Raw genomic sequence first — 18,064 nt, 5'->3', positions numbered from 1 at the left:
GGTTATCGGGGCGTGCACACGGGAACTTGGGCCAGACTGACGTACACTAATCGCCGTGTCAGATAGCCTTAAAACGAAATCGAAAGAAGCACGCCCCTCCGGGCTAAGTATCGCCACAGCCCCTGCCGGGTTGCGCTGGACCGCGATCATCGCCGGGTTAATTGGTTTCCTGTGTTTTATAGCCACCCCGCTATTGCCAGTGAACCAAACCCAGTCTTCCTTTGATTGGCCGCAGAATGATTCGCTGCAATCTATCAATGCACCGCTTATCTCCGTGGCGCCGGAAAACTTGGAGGCCACCATCCCCATGTCCGCGGTGGATGAGCTCCGCGATGGCCAAAACATGGTCTACAGCACCGTCCCACCCGAGTCTAAGAAGGCATCGAACCGCGGCCTATTTGTCCGTTCCAGCGATGACGGCTTGTCTGTGGTCTCGCTCGATGAGGTCCTACTGACCTTAAGCGCTAAAGAAGTAGCGCAGCTTTCCGATGACGCCCAGCTGCACATCTCCGCCACCGGTGACGGCACCACCGTCAGCGTCGGCAAACACAAAAAGACCACCGAAGATGACCTGCGCCCGCAGGTCACCGGTGCGTATACCGAGCTTAAAGATGATGCCAATGTGCAGAACTTGGTCGATGACGGGCTGAATATCCACGTCGATATCAACTCGCGGTTTACTTCTTCTCCCTCGCTGATTAAGTCCATCGCGATGTGGCTCGGCGTCGCTATGGTGATTGTCTCGCTGTTCTGCCTGTGGCGCATTGACCGCCTTGATGGGCAAAAGCTGCGCTTCATGCCAGAGACGTGGAAGAAGATTCGCCCCCTCGATGGCGTCGTCGCCGCCGTCTTGGGCCTCTGGTACATCTTCGGTGCCAATACCTCTGACGATGGCTTCATCTTCTCTATGAGCCGCGTCTTCGATAACGCCACATACATGGCCAACTACTACCGGTGGTACGGCGTGCCGGAGGCGCCATTCGGCTCACCGTACTATGACCTCGTCGCGCTACTTTCGCAGATTTCCACGGCGTCGGTCTTCGTCCGCCTGCCCGGACTTATTTCGGGGCTCATTATTTGGTTCATTCTTTCGCGGGAAATGCTGCCGCGCTTTGGAGACATCGTCGATGCCCGCCGCGTCAGCCACTGGACCGCCGCACTGATGTTCCTAGCCTTCTGGCTGCCGTATAACAACGGCACCCGCCCAGAGCCGATCGTGGCCCTAGGCGTGATGGTGACGTGGGCATCCTTTGAGCGCGCCATTGCCACCCACCGGTTGCTGCCGGCAGCCGTAGGCACCATCGCTGCCACGATTACGCTCGCCGCCGGCCCCACTGGCCTTTTTGCGGTTGGCGTATTCCTCGTGAGCCTGCCGCACCTTTTCCGTGCGATGGCCGCGCGCGTGCCCGCCATGGGCGGTGGCGCTACCGGTTGGCTTAGCTTGGTTGCCCCATTTTTGGCTTCCGGCACTGCCATCATCGTCGCTGCCTTTGGAGATCAGACCTTGGCCAGCGTCGCTGAATCCACCCGGGTGCGCTCGGAGGTCGGCCCGTCGCTGCCGTGGTATGCCGAATACGCCCGTTATTCCACGCTCTTCCAAGAATCCGTGGATGGTTCGCTGACCCGCCGCTTCGCCGTACTCACCATGCTGTTTTGCTTGGTGCTCATCCTGGCTGCGTTTATCAAGGATCGCCGCGTTATTGGTGCCGCAGTCGGCCCCACCCAGCGCCTGCTCATCATCGTCGCGCTGTCGATGTTCTTCCTCATGTTCACCCCGACCAAGTGGACGCACCACTTTGGCATCTATGCCGGTGTCGCCGGGGTGATCGCTGCGCTGGCTGCCGTAGTGCTATCCAGGTTTGCGTTGCGCTCCCCGCGCGCCCGCACCTTTAGCATCGCCGCGGTGCTCTTCTTGCTCGCCATCTCCTTCGCGGGTTGGAATGCTTGGTGGTACGTATCCTCCTTCGGCATCCCATGGTGGGACCGCACAGTGCAGTTCAAGGGCATTGAGGCCAACTCGATCCTGCTCGCCATCTCCTTGGTCGTCCTCGCGGTCGGCGTGGTGCAATCCTTGCGCCACAGCCATCGCAAATTGCAGGCCCAAGAGGAGGGCACGGAAAAAGAATTCAAGCAAGAAGCCGCCGCGAAGGTATCGCGCTCGGCCGGCATCATGTCCGCGCCCATCGCGGTAGCCTGCGCCATTGTGGTGGCTTTTTCGATGGCTTCTTTTGCCAAGGCCACCGTCGCCCAGGCGGATTCCTACTCAGTGGGCAAGGGCAACCTAGCATCCTTGCGCGGTGATACCTGCTCGCTGGCCAATGAAACCTTGGTAGAAACCAATACCAATGACTCCTTCCTCACCCCAGTGGATGGTGACTTAGGCGATTCCTTGGTAGACAAGGATGAAACCAGCAACGGATTCGGGCCGAATAATATCCCCGAATCCATCGAGCCTGAGGATCAGGATTCTGCTTCTGTGGGTGCCATTGGAGATAGCTCCCAAGACTCCGACTCCACCAGCCAAGACGATGCCACCGCTGGGACGGATAAGGAATCCGGCGGGGATTCTTCTGATGATTCGCAGGAGACCCGCCGCGCTGGGAAGAAGGCTTCAGAAAGCACCGATACGTCTGAAGGCGGTGTCCGCGGCACGAAGGGCGTCAATGGCTCGACCATGCACCTACCCTTCAACTTGGACTACACCAGCGTGCCAGTCTTGGGCTCCTACACCGAAAGCCAAGAGTCGCTGTCCCAGGTAACCACGAAGTGGTATCACCTGCCGGAGACCACGGAAAATACCCCGGTTCTGGCTGTCAGTGCCGCGGGCAAGATTTATCACCACGATGTCAATGATGTGGAACAAGAGGGCATGGAGCTCACCTTGGAATACGGCACCATCGATGAGGATGGCAAGGTCACCGATAAGGGAGAAAAAGAGCTTTCCGATGTCGGCGCCACCCCCAAGTGGCGCAACCTGCGCCTGCCCATGGATGAATTGCCGGAAGAAGCCAATGTCGTACGGCTAGTGGCCGAGGACGATTCCACCGATGAAGATGACTGGCTAGCCTTCACCCCACCGCGCGTGCCGGAACTAGACAGCATCAATAACCAGTTCCCTGCGGAAAAGCCCGCGCTCTTGGACTGGGCGGTGGCTCTGCAGTTCCCCTGCCAGCGCACCTTTGACCACTACGCCGGCGTAACCGAGATTCCGGAGTATCGCATCCTCCCAGATGCGGCGGCGCAAACCTCCCTGACGGATTTCCAATCCTTCTCAGGCGGCGGTGCCATGTCCACTGCGGAAGCGGTGAACTACTCCTACGAAATCCCGAGCTACCTCAATAACGATTGGGCCCGCGACTGGGGCGCCATTGAAAAGTACGAATTGCGTACCGATTCACAGGGCAATACCCCAGCCAACGCAGAGATCGATTATGAGGACGTTACTCGTTCTGGACTGTGGAAAGAATCCGAGATGAAGATCCGGCCAGAAGGCGAGCAATAGCAACCACCACCTGACTGCGCAGCCAGCCGCAGCCGGTTTTATTGCGTCAGCTCACCGCGCAAAAATTCGGCTGCATCCTGCACCCGCTGGCGTGCCACGGCCGGGGTGGATACGCGGTGGGTTGAGACATAATCGCGCTCTTTAGCTTGGGGGATGTGGACGCGATCGGCTATCTCGTCCTCGGTCGCGGTCTGCACGAAAGTCTCAGGGAATTGCGTGGGAAGTTCATAGCCCACGCGGTAATCCTCCGGCAGGTTGGCCAGGGCGCCGAAGTCGGGGAAGGTGAGCAAGAGGGCATCGGCAGGCGCGAGTGCTGCTAACGCACCGCCGGAAGAATATCCCCACGTGGTGACGTGGGAGGCGCCCTGTTCGCGGGCGTAATCAATGGCGCGGTTGACCGCCGCAACCATGTCTTTGACCGTATGCTCCGGGGCGAGCGGATAATCCACGTCAATGATCGTGGTGCCGGAAAGCTGCGCGGCGGCAGCAACCTCGGGGCGCCACTGCATCTCCAGCGCCTTACCATCGCCGCGCCACCAGCCGCCGGAGTGTAGCGATACCGCCCACCGGCCGGTGGGTTCGGAGGGGCGGAAAATGACGCCGACCTCGGCAGGCTCCACGGCAATGCCGTCCGTAAACGCCGTGCCGGGCAGCGCGTGATTAACCCCGGTGCCCAAAACCATCATGGCGGCGTGGGTGATGCGGTCGGGCAGCAGCGCGCAATACTGGTCCGCCTCCGGCGAACCGCCGCCGGCCCAGGGCGGGCGGAAATCAGGCGTCTCATAATGGGCATCAATATAAGAAACCAGCTGCTCTAGCTGTTCTTCTTCGCTCATCTGGCGGTCTTGCCCGCCGATGTGCCATTCTTGGCCGGGCTCTAGCGGCCGGTGCGGATCTTTATCGTGTGCATCAGTCATATCCCCGAGCCTACGCGTGCACATGATGCGCACAAGGTGGGCTCGGGGGAGAACCGATTTACCAGATGGTGACGCGGTCCTCAGGGGCCAAGTACATCGCGGAGTCTTTGTCTACGTCGAAGGCCTCGTAGAACTCGGCGATATTCGCGGCGATGAGGTTGCAGCGGAACTCCGCGGGCGAGTGCGGGTCAATGGCCAGGTACTGGGTCGCCATCTCCGGGCGGATGGCCGTGCGCCAGACGCGGGCCCAAGACAAGAAGAAGCGCTGCAGGCCGTTGTAGGTATGCTCGGCCAATTCCGGCTCGGCACCGTCGACCTCAAATTCCTCTTCTTGGCCCAGTAGGTCAATGCCCTTATCGGCGCAGTAATTCTTGTAGGCTACCACGGAAATGCCCAGTCCGCCCAGGTCACCAATGTTTTCACCCAAGGTGAACTTGCCGTTGACGCCGGAAGATTCGGTGCCAGCATCCTTTAGCACCGTAGGCACCTGGCCATCGAATTGCTCCACCAGCTTTGCCGTAAGCGCCTCGAAATCCGCGCGATCCTCATCGGACCACCAGGAGTTCAGGTTGCCCTGGCCGTCGAATTGCGAGCCCTGGTCATCGAAACCATGGCCAATTTCGTGCCCGATGACAGAACCAATGGCACCGAAGTTCTCAGCGGCATCCGCATCCGGGTTATAGAACGGCGGGCGCAGGATAGCGGCTGGGAAGGTAATGTCATTGACCACCGGGTTGTAGAAGGCATTGACGGTCTGCGGGGTGGTGACCCACTCATCGCGGTTGGCGGGCTTGCCAATCTTTGTCAGCTCATAGTCGTGGGAAAAGGCGGACCCGGCGCGGGCATTGGCAATCAGATCCGCTCCCTGGTCAGAAATTTCCAGCCCGGAGTAGTCGCGCCAGGTATCGGGGAAACCAATCTTGGCCTTGAACTGGGAGAGCTTTTCTAGGGCGCGCTCGCGGGTCTGCGGGGTCATCCACTCCAGTTGGGAAATGCGCTCGCGGTAGGCGGCGATGAGGTACTCCACCAGCTCATCCATTTCGCGCTTGGAGGATTCTGGGAAGTGCGCGTCCACGAACTCCTTGCCAATTTCCTCTCCTACCAGGCTTTCTGCCAAGCCCACCGCGCGCTTCCAGCGGTCGCGCTGCTGGGTAGCACCAGAAAGCCGAGTGCCGTAGAACTCGAAGTTCTTGGCGCCTACTTCCTCCGGCAAGAGGGCCGCGCGGGAGCGCAGGATGTGCCAGGTGGCCCACAGCTGCCAATCGGCCATGCGGTCAGCGGTAAAGAGCTTTTCCAGGTGCTCCAGGTAGGACGGCATCATATTCACCACGCGGTGCTCCGGCAGCTTTCCGCCGGCGAGCAAGGCTTGGGTGATGGAGGGCAGCTCAGAAAACTCGCACGGGTTATTGGTCTTTACCGCATCGCGGGTAGAAACCACGTCCCAGTGGCCCGCCGCCAGCTCTTTTTCTAAGCCCACGATGCGCTCGGCTGCAACCTCGGTGCCGAGGCCAAACAGGCGGGTGGGCTCGATAAAGCCCAGCATCTCCGCCACGTGCTTTTCGTAGGCGGCCAGCGTTTCCGCGTGCGCTTCTTCGCGATAGTAGGCCTCATCCGGCAGGCCCAAGCCGGATTGCACGATATAGGCAACGGCCTCTTCCGAGCCGGAGTCCTTTTCCACCCAGAACGTCGCCGGCGCCCCCACGCCCTCGCGCTCGAGCTCGCCCAAGCGGTGCGCCAATTCTGTGGGGTCGGCAGCGCTCAAGCGGTCAAGGTCCGCATCCAGCGGGGCCATGCCGGCGCGATTCACGCCCTCTGTATCCATGAAGGACGCATACAGCTTGCCGGGGCGGCCATCGTTGTCTTTGACGATGTCATGAACCAATTCTTCTGCTTCATCGCGCAGTGCATGGAAGGTGCCATCCACACCGCGATCATCTGGGACAACGTGATTTTCTACCCAAGGTCCGTTGACTAATTGATAAAGATCTTTCATGGTTGCCACTGTAGGCCAAACCTTCCAGTTAAGGTATGGACTATGGAAAAATTCCGCTTTCCACCAGCCCGGCCGCGCGGCCTATTTATCGCCACTATTGCCTTCGTGACGGTGGTCCTCGCCTTGCCAGCCATCGTCCACGCGGTGCTACCGCCACACCACGCCGATGTGGAGCAAGTAACCCTGACTGATCCCAGTCACGACTGGGACATTACCGTTTCCGATCTATACTGCGAGCGCGATTATACTTCGCTAGCCAGCGTTGGCTGGACCTGCGGGGATACCACCGTGCAAGCGGTCATCGTGGAAGATACCGACGACGATGAGCACACCCTCCGCCGCATGGTCCGGGCCTATGGCATGGCTCCAGGCCTTCCCGAGGGCGAGGTCCATGAAGGAAAAGATGGTGCTCTCGCGCTTGCCGATGCCCCCTCTTCCACCGCCGCCATCTCCATCAACGGCACCGGTGCGCACGAGAATAAGGACTGGGTGGTCACCGTGACCGGGGAATCTGCAGCAACGCGCACAACCACTGAACGCCTCTGGAAAGCCTTCGGACAAGAGGAACTACCAGAAGAAGTTACTGCTGATATCGCGGAGTTTTCTGGAAAGGCCCTGATTTAAAAAATGTCTGCACTCTTTCGCACCGCACTGTGGATTTTCTCCGGTCTCGGTCTCATCGGTTTTCTCTCCCAGGCGGCCATTACGCTGTTCATCTCGCCGCTGATGGGCATTATCAGCATCCTCATCGCAGCGATCCTTGTCGCGATAGTCATCGCGCTGTTGCGACTTAGCCCCATGTGGGCGCGCCCGGCGCGCGTATGGGCACCGCTTGCCTTTTTATGGGGCTCCGGCATGGCTATTAGCTTGGCATCTATAAGCTCTACCCCGGTCATGCAGCTCGCCATCAATTCTGGGTGGGTCGATTCCTTTATGTCATGGAGCGGTGCCTATCCCGAAGAGATTTCCAAGGCCACCGGCGTTTTATTCGTCCTGATGTCCTTCCGCCAACTCAACCGCCCGTGGCACGGGTGGATGGCCGGCGCCGTGATCGGTTTAGGCTTTGAGGCCAACGAAAACATTCTCTACGGCTCCATGGGCGCTACCACCCACCCAGATAGCGATTTCGCCGGGCTCATACAGATGTGGGGCCTGCGCCTTATCGCTGGCCCTGGCCTGCACGTCTTGCTTACGGCGCTGGCCGGTTGGGGCATCGGCTGGGCCCTCTACGCGGCGGCCAAGCCACTCTGGTGGCGCATCGGCGTGGCGCTCGGTTGCCTCGCGGTATCCTTCCTTCTGCACTTTGGCTGGAATTACCTGCACGATTCCGATATCGCAGCCGTCATCCAGGCCCTCGCCGTAGCGCTTATCCTGTATCCGCTGAGCATTTGGCTCATTCTGCGCGGCAATAAATACGCAAAAAGCGATGACAGTTACAGCCACAGCACCGCAGAAGACGCGCTAGCCTTCACCCGCTAGCACCCAGCGCACTTGTCCCCCAAAAATCTCCTATAGCAACCGCGTTTCTCCAAAAATCGGGCGAAATTTTGGCGAAATGCGGTTTGCTATGGGCGCCTAAGCCCTCTGGAACTCCCCCGGGCGTATAAATATATGGTTTAAGGCACATGAAGGTAGTGAGCTTCGCTACACTCTCTACAAGGCGCTTTTGCCACTTATCCTCCATTTAAGGACTGAGGACCTTCATGAATGCCCCAACCCACGAGTCCCGCACCGATGACAGCACGGAAAGTACCGAGGGGGCAGCTCCTAATAATTCCGCTGAGGAAGCCAACCGACAAAAGGCAGTGGGCTCCACCCTGTCTTGGGTCATCGCCCTTTTTGGCACCGGCGTAGGTGCCGGAATTCTCTTCTTGCCGCTCAACGCCGGAGCCTTCGGATTTTGGCCACTCGTCTTCGCCACCGTCTTCATCTTCCCACTGGTATATTTTTCCCACCGGACCTACGCCCGCATAGTCAGCGGCGCGCCACCAGAACAGCACGGCAAGGACGTTCTGGAGCTGGTGCGTTACTACCTTGGCCGTAATAGCGGCCTTTTCATCGCCGTCTTGTATTGGCTGGCCATCGTGCCAACAGTGCTCATTTATGGCATCAGCATTACCAATGTGGTCGATAGCTTCATCGTCAACCAGCTCGGGGGGCCAAGCATCAATCGGTGGATATTGTCCATTGCCTGCGTGGGCATTATGACGGGCCTTTTTGCCATCGGCCGCCGCCCCATGCTGTGGCTGGCCCAGATGCTGGTCTACCCGCTTATCGTCGCCCTGGCGGCAACCTCCATTTATTTGATCCCCAAGTGGGATTTCGAAAGCTTCCTCAACGTTGAATACGAAGGCGGCCTCTGGGGAATCCTTAAGGGCATTCTGCTCATCCTGCCGGTTCTGGTCTTTTCCTTTTCCCACATGGCCGCACTCTCCCAATTCTCCGTCGACGTGCAGCCGGCTTACGGCAAGAAGACGGAGAAGTTCGTCTCCCGCGTGGAGCTCTACACCGCCGCAATGCTCGTGGTATTTACCATGTTCTTCGTCTGGTCCTGCGTCCTCGCGCTCGGGGCGGACGGGATGAAGGAAGCGGTCGATCAAAACATCCCGGTGCTGTCTTATTTCGCCAACGTCACGGGCACGCCATTCATTGGTTATATGGCACCGCTTATTACCATGTGCGCGATCATTTCTTCCTACTTTGGACACATGCTTGGTTCTGAGGAAGGCACTGAGTACCTCCTGCGCATTGCCGTGCCCCGCATGGCCAATAAGCTCTCGCGCCGTGCGCTGCTCAACATCATTTATGTCATCGTATTCGTGGCCACGACTCTCGTGGCCGTCTTCAATCCCTCCATCATGGACATGATTTCGGTGGTTGGCGGCATCTTCGTGGCATTCTTGGTCTATCTGCTGCCTGTCTACATGTTTAAAAAGGTCGATGACTATTCCCAGTTCAAAAACGACATCTGGAATTACTTCGTCTTTGGCATGGGCCTAGTCATCATGGCCGTGACCGTCTGGAACCTCAGCTAAAGGCCGCTTCCTCGGCGCTTATTCGCACACCCGAACTTGGCTTACCTGCGCTAGGGCTTGATTAGCGTTCGCGCACGCTTGGCGCTCAAGGTCGGCCGCGGTGCGGGTGGCATCGCGAAGCGCCTGCTGCGCAGGTCCTTGCAGGTTGAGGTTGTTTTCGATGCGTGCGCCGATGGCCTCACTGGATCCGCCGGCTGGGGCATTGTTGACGCCGCGCGTGACATCCGCGGTATGGGTTTGCGCATCGCCGTAGGTATTGGCGGCTACAGTAAACCCATGCCCAGTAGATACGGAGGCGTGGATGGTGCGGTCATCGGACCAACCGAATTTAGTACCCCATACTCCGGGAATGTGATCGGTGCCGAAATCCTGGCGGTATCCATCCGCAGCCACGGGAGCGGCGGTAGCCATTCCCGCGAAAATGGGCGCCGCGATGGGATCGTTCTGGATCTCGGCAGTAAACCGCGCGACATCTTCGCTCGAGGTCTTCGTGGTTCCCCAGTAGCCGGTGTAGTGAGTTTCGCTCAGCCCGAATTCCTGGATGATGCTGGGAATGGCCTGAGGGTAGCGGCGGTCCAGGTCGCTGGCCACGTTATCGTCGCTGTAGCGAATCATATTTTCCACTTGGTCCTTATCGGCGGCAGAACCGTACTTGAGCACCCAATATCCCAGGTAGAGCTTGCTCAAGGACAGCGCTGGGCGGGACTCGTGGCTATTGGCGGTCGAGACCGTCGCGCCGGAATCGTGCCTAACGGTGATTTGCGTACGATCAGGCACAGATTGGGGATCGAGGCTGACCGCTTGGGCAGCGGGAATGGTCACGAAAGAAAGTGCGGTAACGAGAGAACCAATAGCTAATTTTTTCATAACGCATATAGCGTAGCTGGAGAGGTGCCGCACCGCAGTCTATAACTGCAAAAAGTTTTCCTACCGCACTATCTATCGCATCAATACCGCTAGGTCCCGCGCATCCATGCCGTGCTTATGCATGGCGACGCGCCCGTGAGAATGCTCGATGCCCTCGCGGTCCCAGTATTCTCCCGCGCGAACAGGATCGTGGGAAGCACCATTGGCGCGGACCACGCGCCACCAGGCGGCGTTACCACCGTGCCTATTCATCACGGTGCCGACATTGCGGGCCCCGCACCCGGCGAGTTTTGCCACCTCCCCGTAGGAGGACACATTGCCGGGCGGGATAACGGCCACGATGGCTAGCACGCGCTGTGCCAAATCAGAGGAGTCTGACATAAAACGCCTCTTGCCTGCCGCTTAGCCCCTGGTGGGGTTGAGCACGTCATCGGATTCGCTGGGCTCATCCTCGGGCGCGTCTTCGACCTCAGTCAGGGTGACGGTCGCGCCGGTGGAATCCGCGAGCAGGCACATGCGCCCGAAGGGGGAGTCCCACGGCTCGCGGATGATTTCACCACCAAGCTCTACCGCTTTCTTGGCGGCGGCATCGATATCGCGCACCCCTAGGTAGGTCTGCCAGAAGCTCGGCACCTGGGGTGGGAACTGGCCTTCGGCATTCCACAGGCCCGCGAACGGGGCGCCGTCTTCTTCCGCGGTGGCGTAAATGAAATTCTCGTCCTCAGACTCCATGGCGCGAATCTCCCAGTTGAATAGCTCGCCATAAAAGTCCATGGCCTGCTGGAATCGCGTCGTGGCGGTCAGCTCGTGCCATACCGGGGTGCCGGGTTCGCCACCGGCAACGAAGTGCTCCGGGCCGGAGGGCTGGATGAGGCCGAACATGCCACCGGCGGCATCGGCAAGCAAGGCCATGTGGCCCAGTTCCACGGGCTGGGGCGAGGCCAAGATGCGCCCGCCGAGGTTCTCCGTGCGCTGGCAATCGCCGTCGATGTCCTTGGAGAGGAAGTAGGTCACCCAAGTATCCGGCATGGGGGCTTCCTCCGGCTGCGGGATGAGGCCGGCGATGGGCAGACCCTGCAGGCGCGCCATCTGATAGGGGTTGTCCTCCTGGGACTCGGCCGAGATTTCCCAGCCCAAGACCTGCTCATAAAAGTGGCTGGACTTGCGCGGATCCGAGGTGGTCAGATCGATCCAGTAGGGCATGCCTACTTCGGCTTCAAATGCGGGCATTTATAGATTCCTCCACTTTTCCGGATCAAAGTCATCGTCTGCGGTGGCTTCATCAAAATAGTCATCATCGTCGGGCTCGCCCACGCGCGCGCAGGTGCCTTCGATGCACACCTCATCGCCAATCTGCAGCGTGGCGCCGCGGCGGGTTTCGGTGTCACCGTTGACCGTGACCGCGCCTTCTGCGATAAGTTCCTTGGCTTCACCACCGGTGCCGACCAAGCTAGCCAGTTTAATAAACTGGCCCAATTTGATGGACTCGCCAGAAATTGCAACCTCAAGCATGCCGCCCAGCTTACCCAGAGCCCGTTCCCGCGCGGCTATGGGTGGGGTGCAAGGGCTTAGTCACGCGCGCGCAGCGAGACCGCCGTGCCCGTGGCGGTGACCAACAGCATGTCATTATTGGTGCCCATTGGGGAATAATCGAAGGCGATGCCCACCACGCCATCAGCGCCCAATTCCTGGCCGCGGCGCCACAATTCATCTAGCGCCGCCTCGCGGGCCTTGATGGCTTCGCTTTCATAGCCGGAGGCACGTCCACCGGTGATATTGCGTATCGATGCCCCAAAGTCTTTGAGCATATTGATGCCGGTAACGGTCTCACCAGCGATGATGCGCAGGTATTTGGTGATTTCATAACCGTCGACGGTATTTGTGGTAGTAAAAATCATAACTTCAGGCTACATCGCAATTAGCCCGCGGATGCCTTCAAAGAGGATGACCACGCCGAGGAGCAGGAAGACGATGCCACTGACGATGTCCACCCACGCCGAGTTCTTGGCCATCCACTTCGATACCGCGCGCGTGCTCAAGCCGACGCCGACGAAGAGCACCAAGCTTTCTAGTACCAGTACCGCTGCGACGACGACATTTCCGCCCACGCCCATTCCTGGGTCGATGAAATTGGCAAAGATGGCGCCGAAGAAGATGACCACCTTGGGGTTGGAAAGATCGCAGACCAATCCCATACGGTAGGCGGTCTTTGCCTTGATAATGCCGTCCGGGGTGAATCCGCGCGGTTTGGGTGCCTGCTTTTCCGTGCCCACGACGGTAGCGGGTGCGCGCCGTTCCCGCAGGCCGGAGGAAATCGCGCTATAGGCCATCCACAGCAGATAGCTGCCGCCGAGGACCTGCAGGAGCACCAAAATGCCCTCATGCGTAGAGATCAATGCCGAAAGCCCGGCGAGCGAAGCGATGGTCCAGAGGGCAAGGCCCGTCGTGCTGCCGATGGCCACCCACACCGCCGCGCGGGTGGACCGCGCACCCAGGCGGATAATCTGCACCACATCCGGCCCCGGCGAAGCCATGGCCGCGAACCATACGCCCATCAGGGTCACAAGGGCACCTATAGCCACCTAACACCTCCACATTCGTATGCATTTTTACTAACGCATACAACTGTAGGAAGTGTCTCACCTGCAGCGAAACAGGTAACTACTGTGATTTCAGCAGCGCGGTGGCGCCCTCCCCGGCCATCACCACACCGAGCAGGCCAAAGACGAGGCCTGAGACCATATCGATGGTGGCGGAATACCGCGCCGTCCACCGCGCGGCCGCGCGCACGAGCAGCGCAAAGGCGGAAAACCACACGAAGGACATGGCCGCGAGGATTAACGCCACCGCGATAGTCCACCCCACAGACATATCCGGGCGGATGAATTGGGCGAATACCGCACCGAAAAATACCAGAGCCTTGGGGTTCGACAGGTTAGTCACCAGCCCCAGCTTGAAGGCCCGCCAGTTGGTCATGTCTTCAACGTCGGCATCGCCAGCCGCCCGCGCCTGGTCCGCATAGTCTTCCGTGTCCACCTCGCGGGCGGGCGCGCGCCGCGCGGCTAACCCGCTGCGCAGGGACGATACGCCCATGTACAGCAAGAAAAGCCCGCCGAGCAATTGCAAGATGCTCAGCACGCCCGGCCGCGCCGTAATTAGCGCCGATAAACCGGCCAGGGAGGCGACAATCCAAAAGACCGTTCCGCTAAATACCCCCACCGCGCACAGTAGCCCGGCGCGCATGGATCGTGGGGCCACGCGGATGACCTGCACGATATCCGGGCCCGGAGACACCAAAGCCGCGAGCCAAATTCCCATCAAGGTAAGAAGAGAGGAAATGGTCACGGCTTTGACTCCTTAAATTAAGCGGGCGTTAGTAAGCACCCTTCGGCGCCTCCTTGTGGTCACGGATTGCCTCGCCTTCGGCGTAGAGAGGCATATCCTCGTGAGCCTTGTACCACGGAGTGTAGTTAGGCTCGAGCGGCGTGCGGCCGGCAATAAGGTCCGCAGCCTTCTCGCCCACCATCATAGTTGGAGAGTAGATATTGCCGTTGGGAACCGAGGGGAACACGGAAGCATCGGCGATATACAGGCCATCGATCCCCCATACCCCCATGGTCTCTGGGTTCACCACGGCCATGGGATCGGACTCATCGCCCATCTTGGCGGTGCAGGAAGGGTGCAGTGCGGTCTCGCCGTCATTGCGGACCCACTCCAAGATTTCCTCATCGCTTTGGACCTCTGGGCCCGGGCTGAACTCGCGGGCGCCAACTTCCTCCATTGCCTTGGTATCCAGCAAGGAGCGGGCGACGCGGACGGCTTCTACCCATTCGCGGCGGTCCTGCTCGGTGCGCAGGTAATTAAAGAGGATGGAGGGCTTTTGCCGGATATCGGAGCTCTTGATGTGCACGTGGCCCTTGGTATCGGAGAACATCGGGCCAACGTGCCACTGGAAGCCGTGCTTAACGTCGGCCTTTTGGCCGTCATAGCGCACCGCCATGGGCAGGAAGTGGAACATCAAGTTCGGGTAGGCCTCATCCTCGTTGGAGCGCACGAAACCGCCGCCCTCAAAGTGCGAGGTAGCCACTGGACCCTTCTTCGTCAGCAGCCACTGCAGGCCCATAAACGGCCAACGCCACTTATCCAGGTAAGGCTGGGAGGAAGCGGTGGACTTGGTGGTCTCGTACTGGATGTAGACCTCAAGGTGGTCCTGCAGGTTTTCGCCGACGCCTGGCAGGTGCTTGACCACATCGATGCCGTGCTTTTCCAAGATCTCGCGGTCGCCCACGCCAGAGACCTCAAGCAGCTGCGGGGTATTGATGGCACCGGCGGACAAGACGATCTTGTCTGCGAAGACGCGGTGGGTGCCGCCCTGCCACTCGTATTCCACGCCCACTGCCTTGGTGCCTTCAAAGAGGATCTTGGTGGTAAATGCGCGGGTACGCACCTCAAGGTTGTCGCGGTCCTGGTTGGGGTACAGGTAGGCGCGGGCAGCGGACCAGCGCTTGCCGTGCTTGATATTGCGATCGAAGGGGGCAAAACCTTCCTGGCGGTAACCGTTGACGTCATTGGTTAGGTTATAGCCAGCCTCTTGTACCGACTTGAAAAGAGCCTGGAACAGCTGCGAGGTAGCAGGACCGCGGGACAGGTAGAGCGGGCCATCGTGGCCGCGGCGCGGATCATCGTCGTCTGCGGCAGCGGTGGTTTCCATGCGGTTGAAATACGGCAAGCAGTGGGCAAAGTCCCAGTTATCCATGCCCGGGTTCTGGCCCCACTTTTCGTAGTCCATGGGGTTGCCGCGCTGGTAGATCATGCCGTTGATGGAAGAGGAACCGCCGAGCACCTTGCCGCGCGCATGGTAGATGCGGCGACCATTCATCTCCGGTTCCGGATCGGATTCATACATCCAGTCATAGTTCTTTGCCCCGATGGGGAAAGAGAAACCGGAAGGCATGTGGATGAATAGGTCCCACAGGGAATCCGGGCGTCCGGCCTCAAGAACGAGCACGCGGGTGTCTTTGTCCTCGGTCAGGCGAGCCGCGATGACGGAGCCGGCAGAGCCACCGCCGACGACGACCACATCGCTGACCTCATCCGTCGCCCTCTTTGTCGAGCGCTTCTTAGTCAACTTGTCCACAATACCCATAAATCCCCTTCCTTCTGTGAGCCATCTCACACGTAGTTCTCGCCGTATTTCGGGCGGATCCATTGTATCCTGCGCAAAAAAATCTGCGCTTTTCCGCTTTCATTTATGCACAATAGCGCCCCCAGAATACACATCTGGTGGACGTTTTCCCAGATTAATGTATATTTACGGTGTTCGGATATGCATCTGAGTAGATGAAATCCGGGGTCTTTACGCATAGATTGCTCGCATATGATTTATGCCACCAACCTATCTCTTACCCCTCTTTTCGGGGAATTGTGGGGCAGCCTTGCGAAAGATTCGGCACTTAATCGATCAAGACTAGGAGAAGTAGATGGCAAACCGTGGTCCGCACGACCATGAAGAGTCCCACACAGGGGATTCCGACACCTCTCTCGCTCACTCCACTGGGGAGACTCACCCAACTGGGGACAAGGGCCATAAACCGCGCAACCAAGTCCGCGCCATCGTCGGCAGCTACAAGGCCGAAACCGGCGACGATGTCGGCGCAGACGAGGTGGCCGCGCCCAAGCCCAATTGGCCGGTCTTTATCATTTCCGGTGTCCTGATTATCGCCATGGCCCTGTATGCGGGCTTTGGCAAAGAATCCGCGGCGAATACCCTCGCCAGCGTCACCGGATGGATCGGCACGAACCTGGGATGGTTCTACGTCCTGACCGCCACCATCGCCGTGGTCTTCGTCCTCTACATCGCCTTTTCCAATACCGGCAGCATCCGCATGGGGCCAGACCACTCCCGGCCCAAATTCAATACCTTCTCGTGGGTATCCATGCTCTTTGCCGCCGGCATTGGCGTGGACCTCATGTTCTTCGCCGTGGCCGAGCCGGTCACGATGTACATGGACCCGCCGGTGGGCGATGGCGAAACCATGGAGGCCGCAAAAGAAGCCGTGGTCTATGCCATGTTCCACTACGGACTTACCGGCTGGGCGCTCTATGCGCTGATGGGCATGGCCTTTGGGTACTTCGCCTATCGCCTGAATATGCCGTTGGCTATCCGCTCGGCGCTGTACCCGCTCATCGGCAAGCGCGTGCATGGGCCCATTGGTTCGGCGGTGGACATTGCCGCCATGCTGGGCACCGTCTTTGGCGTTACCGCATCCCTGGGCATCGGCGTGGTGCAGCTGTCCTACGGTTTCCACCTCATCTTCGGCATCGAGCAAGGACTGGGGCTGCAATCAGGGCTCATCATTATCGCGGTCGCCATTGCGACGTTGTCTGCCGTATCCGGTGTGGATAAAGGCATTCGCTTCCTCTCTGAGCTCAATGTCTACCTGGCCATCGCGCTGATGATCTACGTCGTGGTCTTTGGCAAGACCGCCTACCTCTTCGACGCCATCGTCACCAATATCGGTGATTACGTCTCCAAGTTCCCCTCCTGGACGCTAGAGACCTTCGCCTTTGCTGAGGACCAAGCCAGCGTGGATACCTGGATGCAGTCTTGGACCCTCTTCTTCTGGGCCTGGTGGATTGCCTGGGCAACCTTCGTCGGCCTATTCCTGGCCCGCATTTCCCGCGGCCGCACGCTGCGCCAGTTCATCCTGGGCACGCTGACCTTCCCCTTCCTGTTCATCCTGATGTGGATGTCCTTCTTTGGCAATACCGCCCTGGACATGGTGCGCTCTGGTGACTATCCGGAATTTGCGGAAAACGCCATCAACGTTCCTGAGCAGGGTTTCTATGACATGCTCCAGGAATTCCCTGGCTCCGCCATCGTCATCTTCCTGACCACCTTCATCGGCCTGCTGCTGTATATCACCTCGGCCGACTCCGGTGCGCTGGTCATGTCGAACTTCACTTCCCGCATCACGGATAACCGGCAAGATGGCGCCCGGTGGCTGCGCATTTTCTGGTCCATCACCGTCGGCGCGCTCACCTTGGCGTTGCTACAGCTCGATGGCATTGCCACCGTGCAGTCTGCAACCGTGGTCATGGGCCTACCCTTCGCGTTCGTGGTCTACCTCATCATGTTCTCGCTCTGGAAGTCGCTGCGCCTGGAAATCCTCCAGCGTGAGGCCCGGAAAACCGCGTTGCACGGCGCCATCAGCAGCCGCACCGAGCGCGAGCCGAGCGATTCCAACCTGTGGAAGAACCGCCTGGACCGCGCCAATTCCTTCCCCACCAAACAGGACATGGATGACTACCTGCGGGGAACCGCCACCTACGCCCTCGAGCAGGTGGCCACGCAAATGCGCACCCGCGGCTATGACGCCATCTTGCTCACCAGTGAGCTTCCCGATGCCGAGCTGCCCCAGCTCGATCTCGAAGTCCGGCTGCACAACGAGCGCCAATTCCGCTACCAGCTCTTCCCGGTTTCCGCGGAGCGCCCGGACTTCTGCGAGGGCGACGGCGAGTACTACCGCCTTGAGGTCTATGACATGACCGGTTCGCTGGGCTATGACGTCTACGGCTACTCCGAAAACCAGATCATCAATAACGTGCTGGACCTGTACGAGCGCCACCTGGCATTCCTCTACATGCAGCAAAGTCAGCCGGGCGATTCCGATGTCTCCGATGGCGCCGAGCCGGAACGCACCTGGCGCGAAGATAGTTAAACTGGCGGGCGATACCGCCGCAATTAGAG

The 18,064-nt window shown here is 59.4% G+C and carries 15 protein-coding genes; 5 read left to right on the top strand and 10 right to left on the bottom strand.

Annotated elements, in window-relative coordinates; genetic code table 11:
- Window positions 1–55 precede the first annotated feature (55 nt).
- Window positions 56–3,502, top strand: coding sequence for an arabinosyltransferase domain-containing protein (locus ABRP84_RS05835; RefSeq protein WP_349853000.1), 3,447 nt, complete (start codon window positions 56–58; stop codon window positions 3,500–3,502).
- Between the two features lie 38 nt (window positions 3,503–3,540).
- Here ABRP84_RS05835 and ABRP84_RS05830 read toward each other — a convergent pair whose 3' ends face one another.
- Together ABRP84_RS05830 and ABRP84_RS05825 are read right to left on the bottom strand one after the other, a co-directional pair.
- Entirely contained in the window at window positions 3,541–4,419 is an 879-nt protein-coding gene (locus ABRP84_RS05830) for an alpha/beta hydrolase (protein WP_349852999.1), read from the bottom strand.
- Between the two features lie 58 nt (window positions 4,420–4,477).
- The gene (locus ABRP84_RS05825; protein ID WP_349852998.1) at window positions 4,478–6,412 is read right to left on the bottom strand and encodes a M13 family metallopeptidase; all 1,935 of its coding nucleotides are present in this window, start codon (window positions 6,410–6,412) and stop codon (window positions 4,478–4,480) included.
- Window positions 6,413–6,454: 42 nt separating this feature from the next.
- Between ABRP84_RS05825 and ABRP84_RS05820 the strand changes: the two genes are divergently transcribed.
- The 3 genes from ABRP84_RS05820 to ABRP84_RS05810 all read left to right on the top strand — a co-directional run bounded on the left by ABRP84_RS05820 (window position 6,455) and on the right by ABRP84_RS05810 (window position 9,447).
- Window positions 6,455–7,036: a hypothetical protein gene (locus tag ABRP84_RS05820; RefSeq protein ID WP_349852997.1), complete on the top strand. Its 582-nt coding sequence runs from the start codon at window positions 6,455–6,457 to the stop codon at window positions 7,034–7,036.
- A 3-nt stretch (window positions 7,037–7,039) separates the two neighbouring features.
- On the top strand, window positions 7,040–7,891 hold the full coding sequence (locus tag ABRP84_RS05815) for a PrsW family intramembrane metalloprotease (RefSeq protein ID WP_349852996.1): 852 nt from the start codon (window positions 7,040–7,042) through the stop codon (window positions 7,889–7,891).
- Window positions 7,892–8,115: 224 nt separating this feature from the next.
- A complete protein-coding gene (locus ABRP84_RS05810; protein ID WP_349852995.1) occupies window positions 8,116–9,447 on the top strand; it encodes an SLC5/6 family protein in 1,332 nt (443 codons plus the stop codon).
- A gap of 18 nt (window positions 9,448–9,465) precedes the next feature.
- Here the strand turns inward: ABRP84_RS05810 and ABRP84_RS05805 are convergent, their stop codons facing one another.
- From ABRP84_RS05805 to betA, 8 genes are all read right to left on the bottom strand, one after another.
- Window positions 9,466–10,269, bottom strand: a complete 804-nt coding sequence (locus ABRP84_RS05805; RefSeq protein WP_349852994.1) for a hypothetical protein — start codon at window positions 10,267–10,269, stop codon at window positions 9,466–9,468.
- Window positions 10,270–10,386: 117 nt separating this feature from the next.
- Window positions 10,387–10,695, bottom strand: coding sequence for an MGMT family protein (locus tag ABRP84_RS05800; RefSeq protein ID WP_349852993.1), 309 nt, complete (start codon window positions 10,693–10,695; stop codon window positions 10,387–10,389).
- Window positions 10,696–10,716: 21 nt separating this feature from the next.
- Window positions 10,717–11,544, bottom strand: coding sequence for a VOC family protein (locus ABRP84_RS05795; protein ID WP_349852992.1), 828 nt, complete (start codon window positions 11,542–11,544; stop codon window positions 10,717–10,719).
- Window positions 11,545–11,826: an RNA-binding S4 domain-containing protein gene (locus ABRP84_RS05790; protein ID WP_284784912.1), complete on the bottom strand. Its 282-nt coding sequence runs from the start codon at window positions 11,824–11,826 to the stop codon at window positions 11,545–11,547.
- Window positions 11,827–11,882: 56 nt separating this feature from the next.
- Entirely contained in the window at window positions 11,883–12,212 is a 330-nt protein-coding gene (locus ABRP84_RS05785) for a YbjQ family protein (protein ID WP_005276253.1), read from the bottom strand.
- 9 nt (window positions 12,213–12,221) lie between these two features.
- On the bottom strand, window positions 12,222–12,869 hold the full coding sequence (locus ABRP84_RS05780; RefSeq protein WP_349853009.1) for a LysE family translocator: 648 nt from the start codon (window positions 12,867–12,869) through the stop codon (window positions 12,222–12,224).
- Window positions 12,870–12,975: 106 nt separating this feature from the next.
- The gene (locus ABRP84_RS05775; RefSeq protein WP_349852991.1) at window positions 12,976–13,659 is read right to left on the bottom strand and encodes a LysE family translocator; all 684 of its coding nucleotides are present in this window, start codon (window positions 13,657–13,659) and stop codon (window positions 12,976–12,978) included.
- Window positions 13,660–13,687: 28 nt separating this feature from the next.
- Complete coding sequence (betA, locus tag ABRP84_RS05770; protein ID WP_349852990.1) at window positions 13,688–15,460, bottom strand: choline dehydrogenase; 1,773 nt, start codon at window positions 15,458–15,460, stop codon at window positions 13,688–13,690.
- Between the two features lie 334 nt (window positions 15,461–15,794).
- On the opposite strand from betA, the gene betT reads away from it, so the two are divergent.
- On the top strand, window positions 15,795–18,035 hold the full coding sequence (betT, locus tag ABRP84_RS05765; RefSeq protein WP_239275737.1) for a choline BCCT transporter BetT: 2,241 nt from the start codon (window positions 15,795–15,797) through the stop codon (window positions 18,033–18,035).
- Window positions 18,036–18,064 lie beyond the last annotated feature (29 nt).

It is taken from the genome of Corynebacterium sp. KPL2861 (genome assembly GCF_040225475.1).
In the GTDB taxonomy this organism is placed as follows: Bacteria; Actinomycetota; Actinomycetes; order Mycobacteriales; family Mycobacteriaceae; genus Corynebacterium.
The sequence above is the reverse complement of the archived record's forward strand: the minus strand, read 5'-3'. Positions and strand labels throughout refer to the sequence as shown.

Excerpts from the sequence above, each read along its gene's own strand:
- betT (WP_239275737.1), top strand. The coding sequence starts at position 15,795 with ATGGCAAACCGTGGTCCGCACGACCATGAAGAGTCCCACACAGGGGAT.
- ABRP84_RS05820 (WP_349852997.1), top strand. The coding sequence starts at position 6,455 with ATGGAAAAATTCCGCTTTCCACCAGCCCGGCCGCGCGGCCTATTTATC.
- ABRP84_RS05810 (WP_349852995.1), top strand. The coding sequence starts at position 8,116 with ATGAATGCCCCAACCCACGAGTCCCGCACCGATGACAGCACGGAAAGT.
- ABRP84_RS05825 (WP_349852998.1), bottom strand. The coding sequence starts at position 6,412 with ATGAAAGATCTTTATCAATTAGTCAACGGACCTTGGGTAGAAAATCAC.
- ABRP84_RS05815 (WP_349852996.1), top strand. The coding sequence starts at position 7,040 with ATGTCTGCACTCTTTCGCACCGCACTGTGGATTTTCTCCGGTCTCGGT.
- ABRP84_RS05800 (WP_349852993.1), bottom strand. The coding sequence starts at position 10,695 with ATGTCAGACTCCTCTGATTTGGCACAGCGCGTGCTAGCCATCGTGGCC.
- ABRP84_RS05795 (WP_349852992.1), bottom strand. The coding sequence starts at position 11,544 with ATGCCCGCATTTGAAGCCGAAGTAGGCATGCCCTACTGGATCGATCTG.
- ABRP84_RS05790 (WP_284784912.1), bottom strand. The coding sequence starts at position 11,826 with ATGCTTGAGGTTGCAATTTCTGGCGAGTCCATCAAATTGGGCCAGTTT.
- betA (WP_349852990.1), bottom strand. The coding sequence starts at position 15,460 with ATGGGTATTGTGGACAAGTTGACTAAGAAGCGCTCGACAAAGAGGGCG.
- ABRP84_RS05780 (WP_349853009.1), bottom strand. The coding sequence starts at position 12,869 with ATGGGCGTATGGTTCGCGGCCATGGCTTCGCCGGGGCCGGATGTGGTG.
- ABRP84_RS05830 (WP_349852999.1), bottom strand. The coding sequence starts at position 4,419 with ATGACTGATGCACACGATAAAGATCCGCACCGGCCGCTAGAGCCCGGC.
- ABRP84_RS05785 (WP_005276253.1), bottom strand. The coding sequence starts at position 12,212 with ATGATTTTTACTACCACAAATACCGTCGACGGTTATGAAATCACCAAA.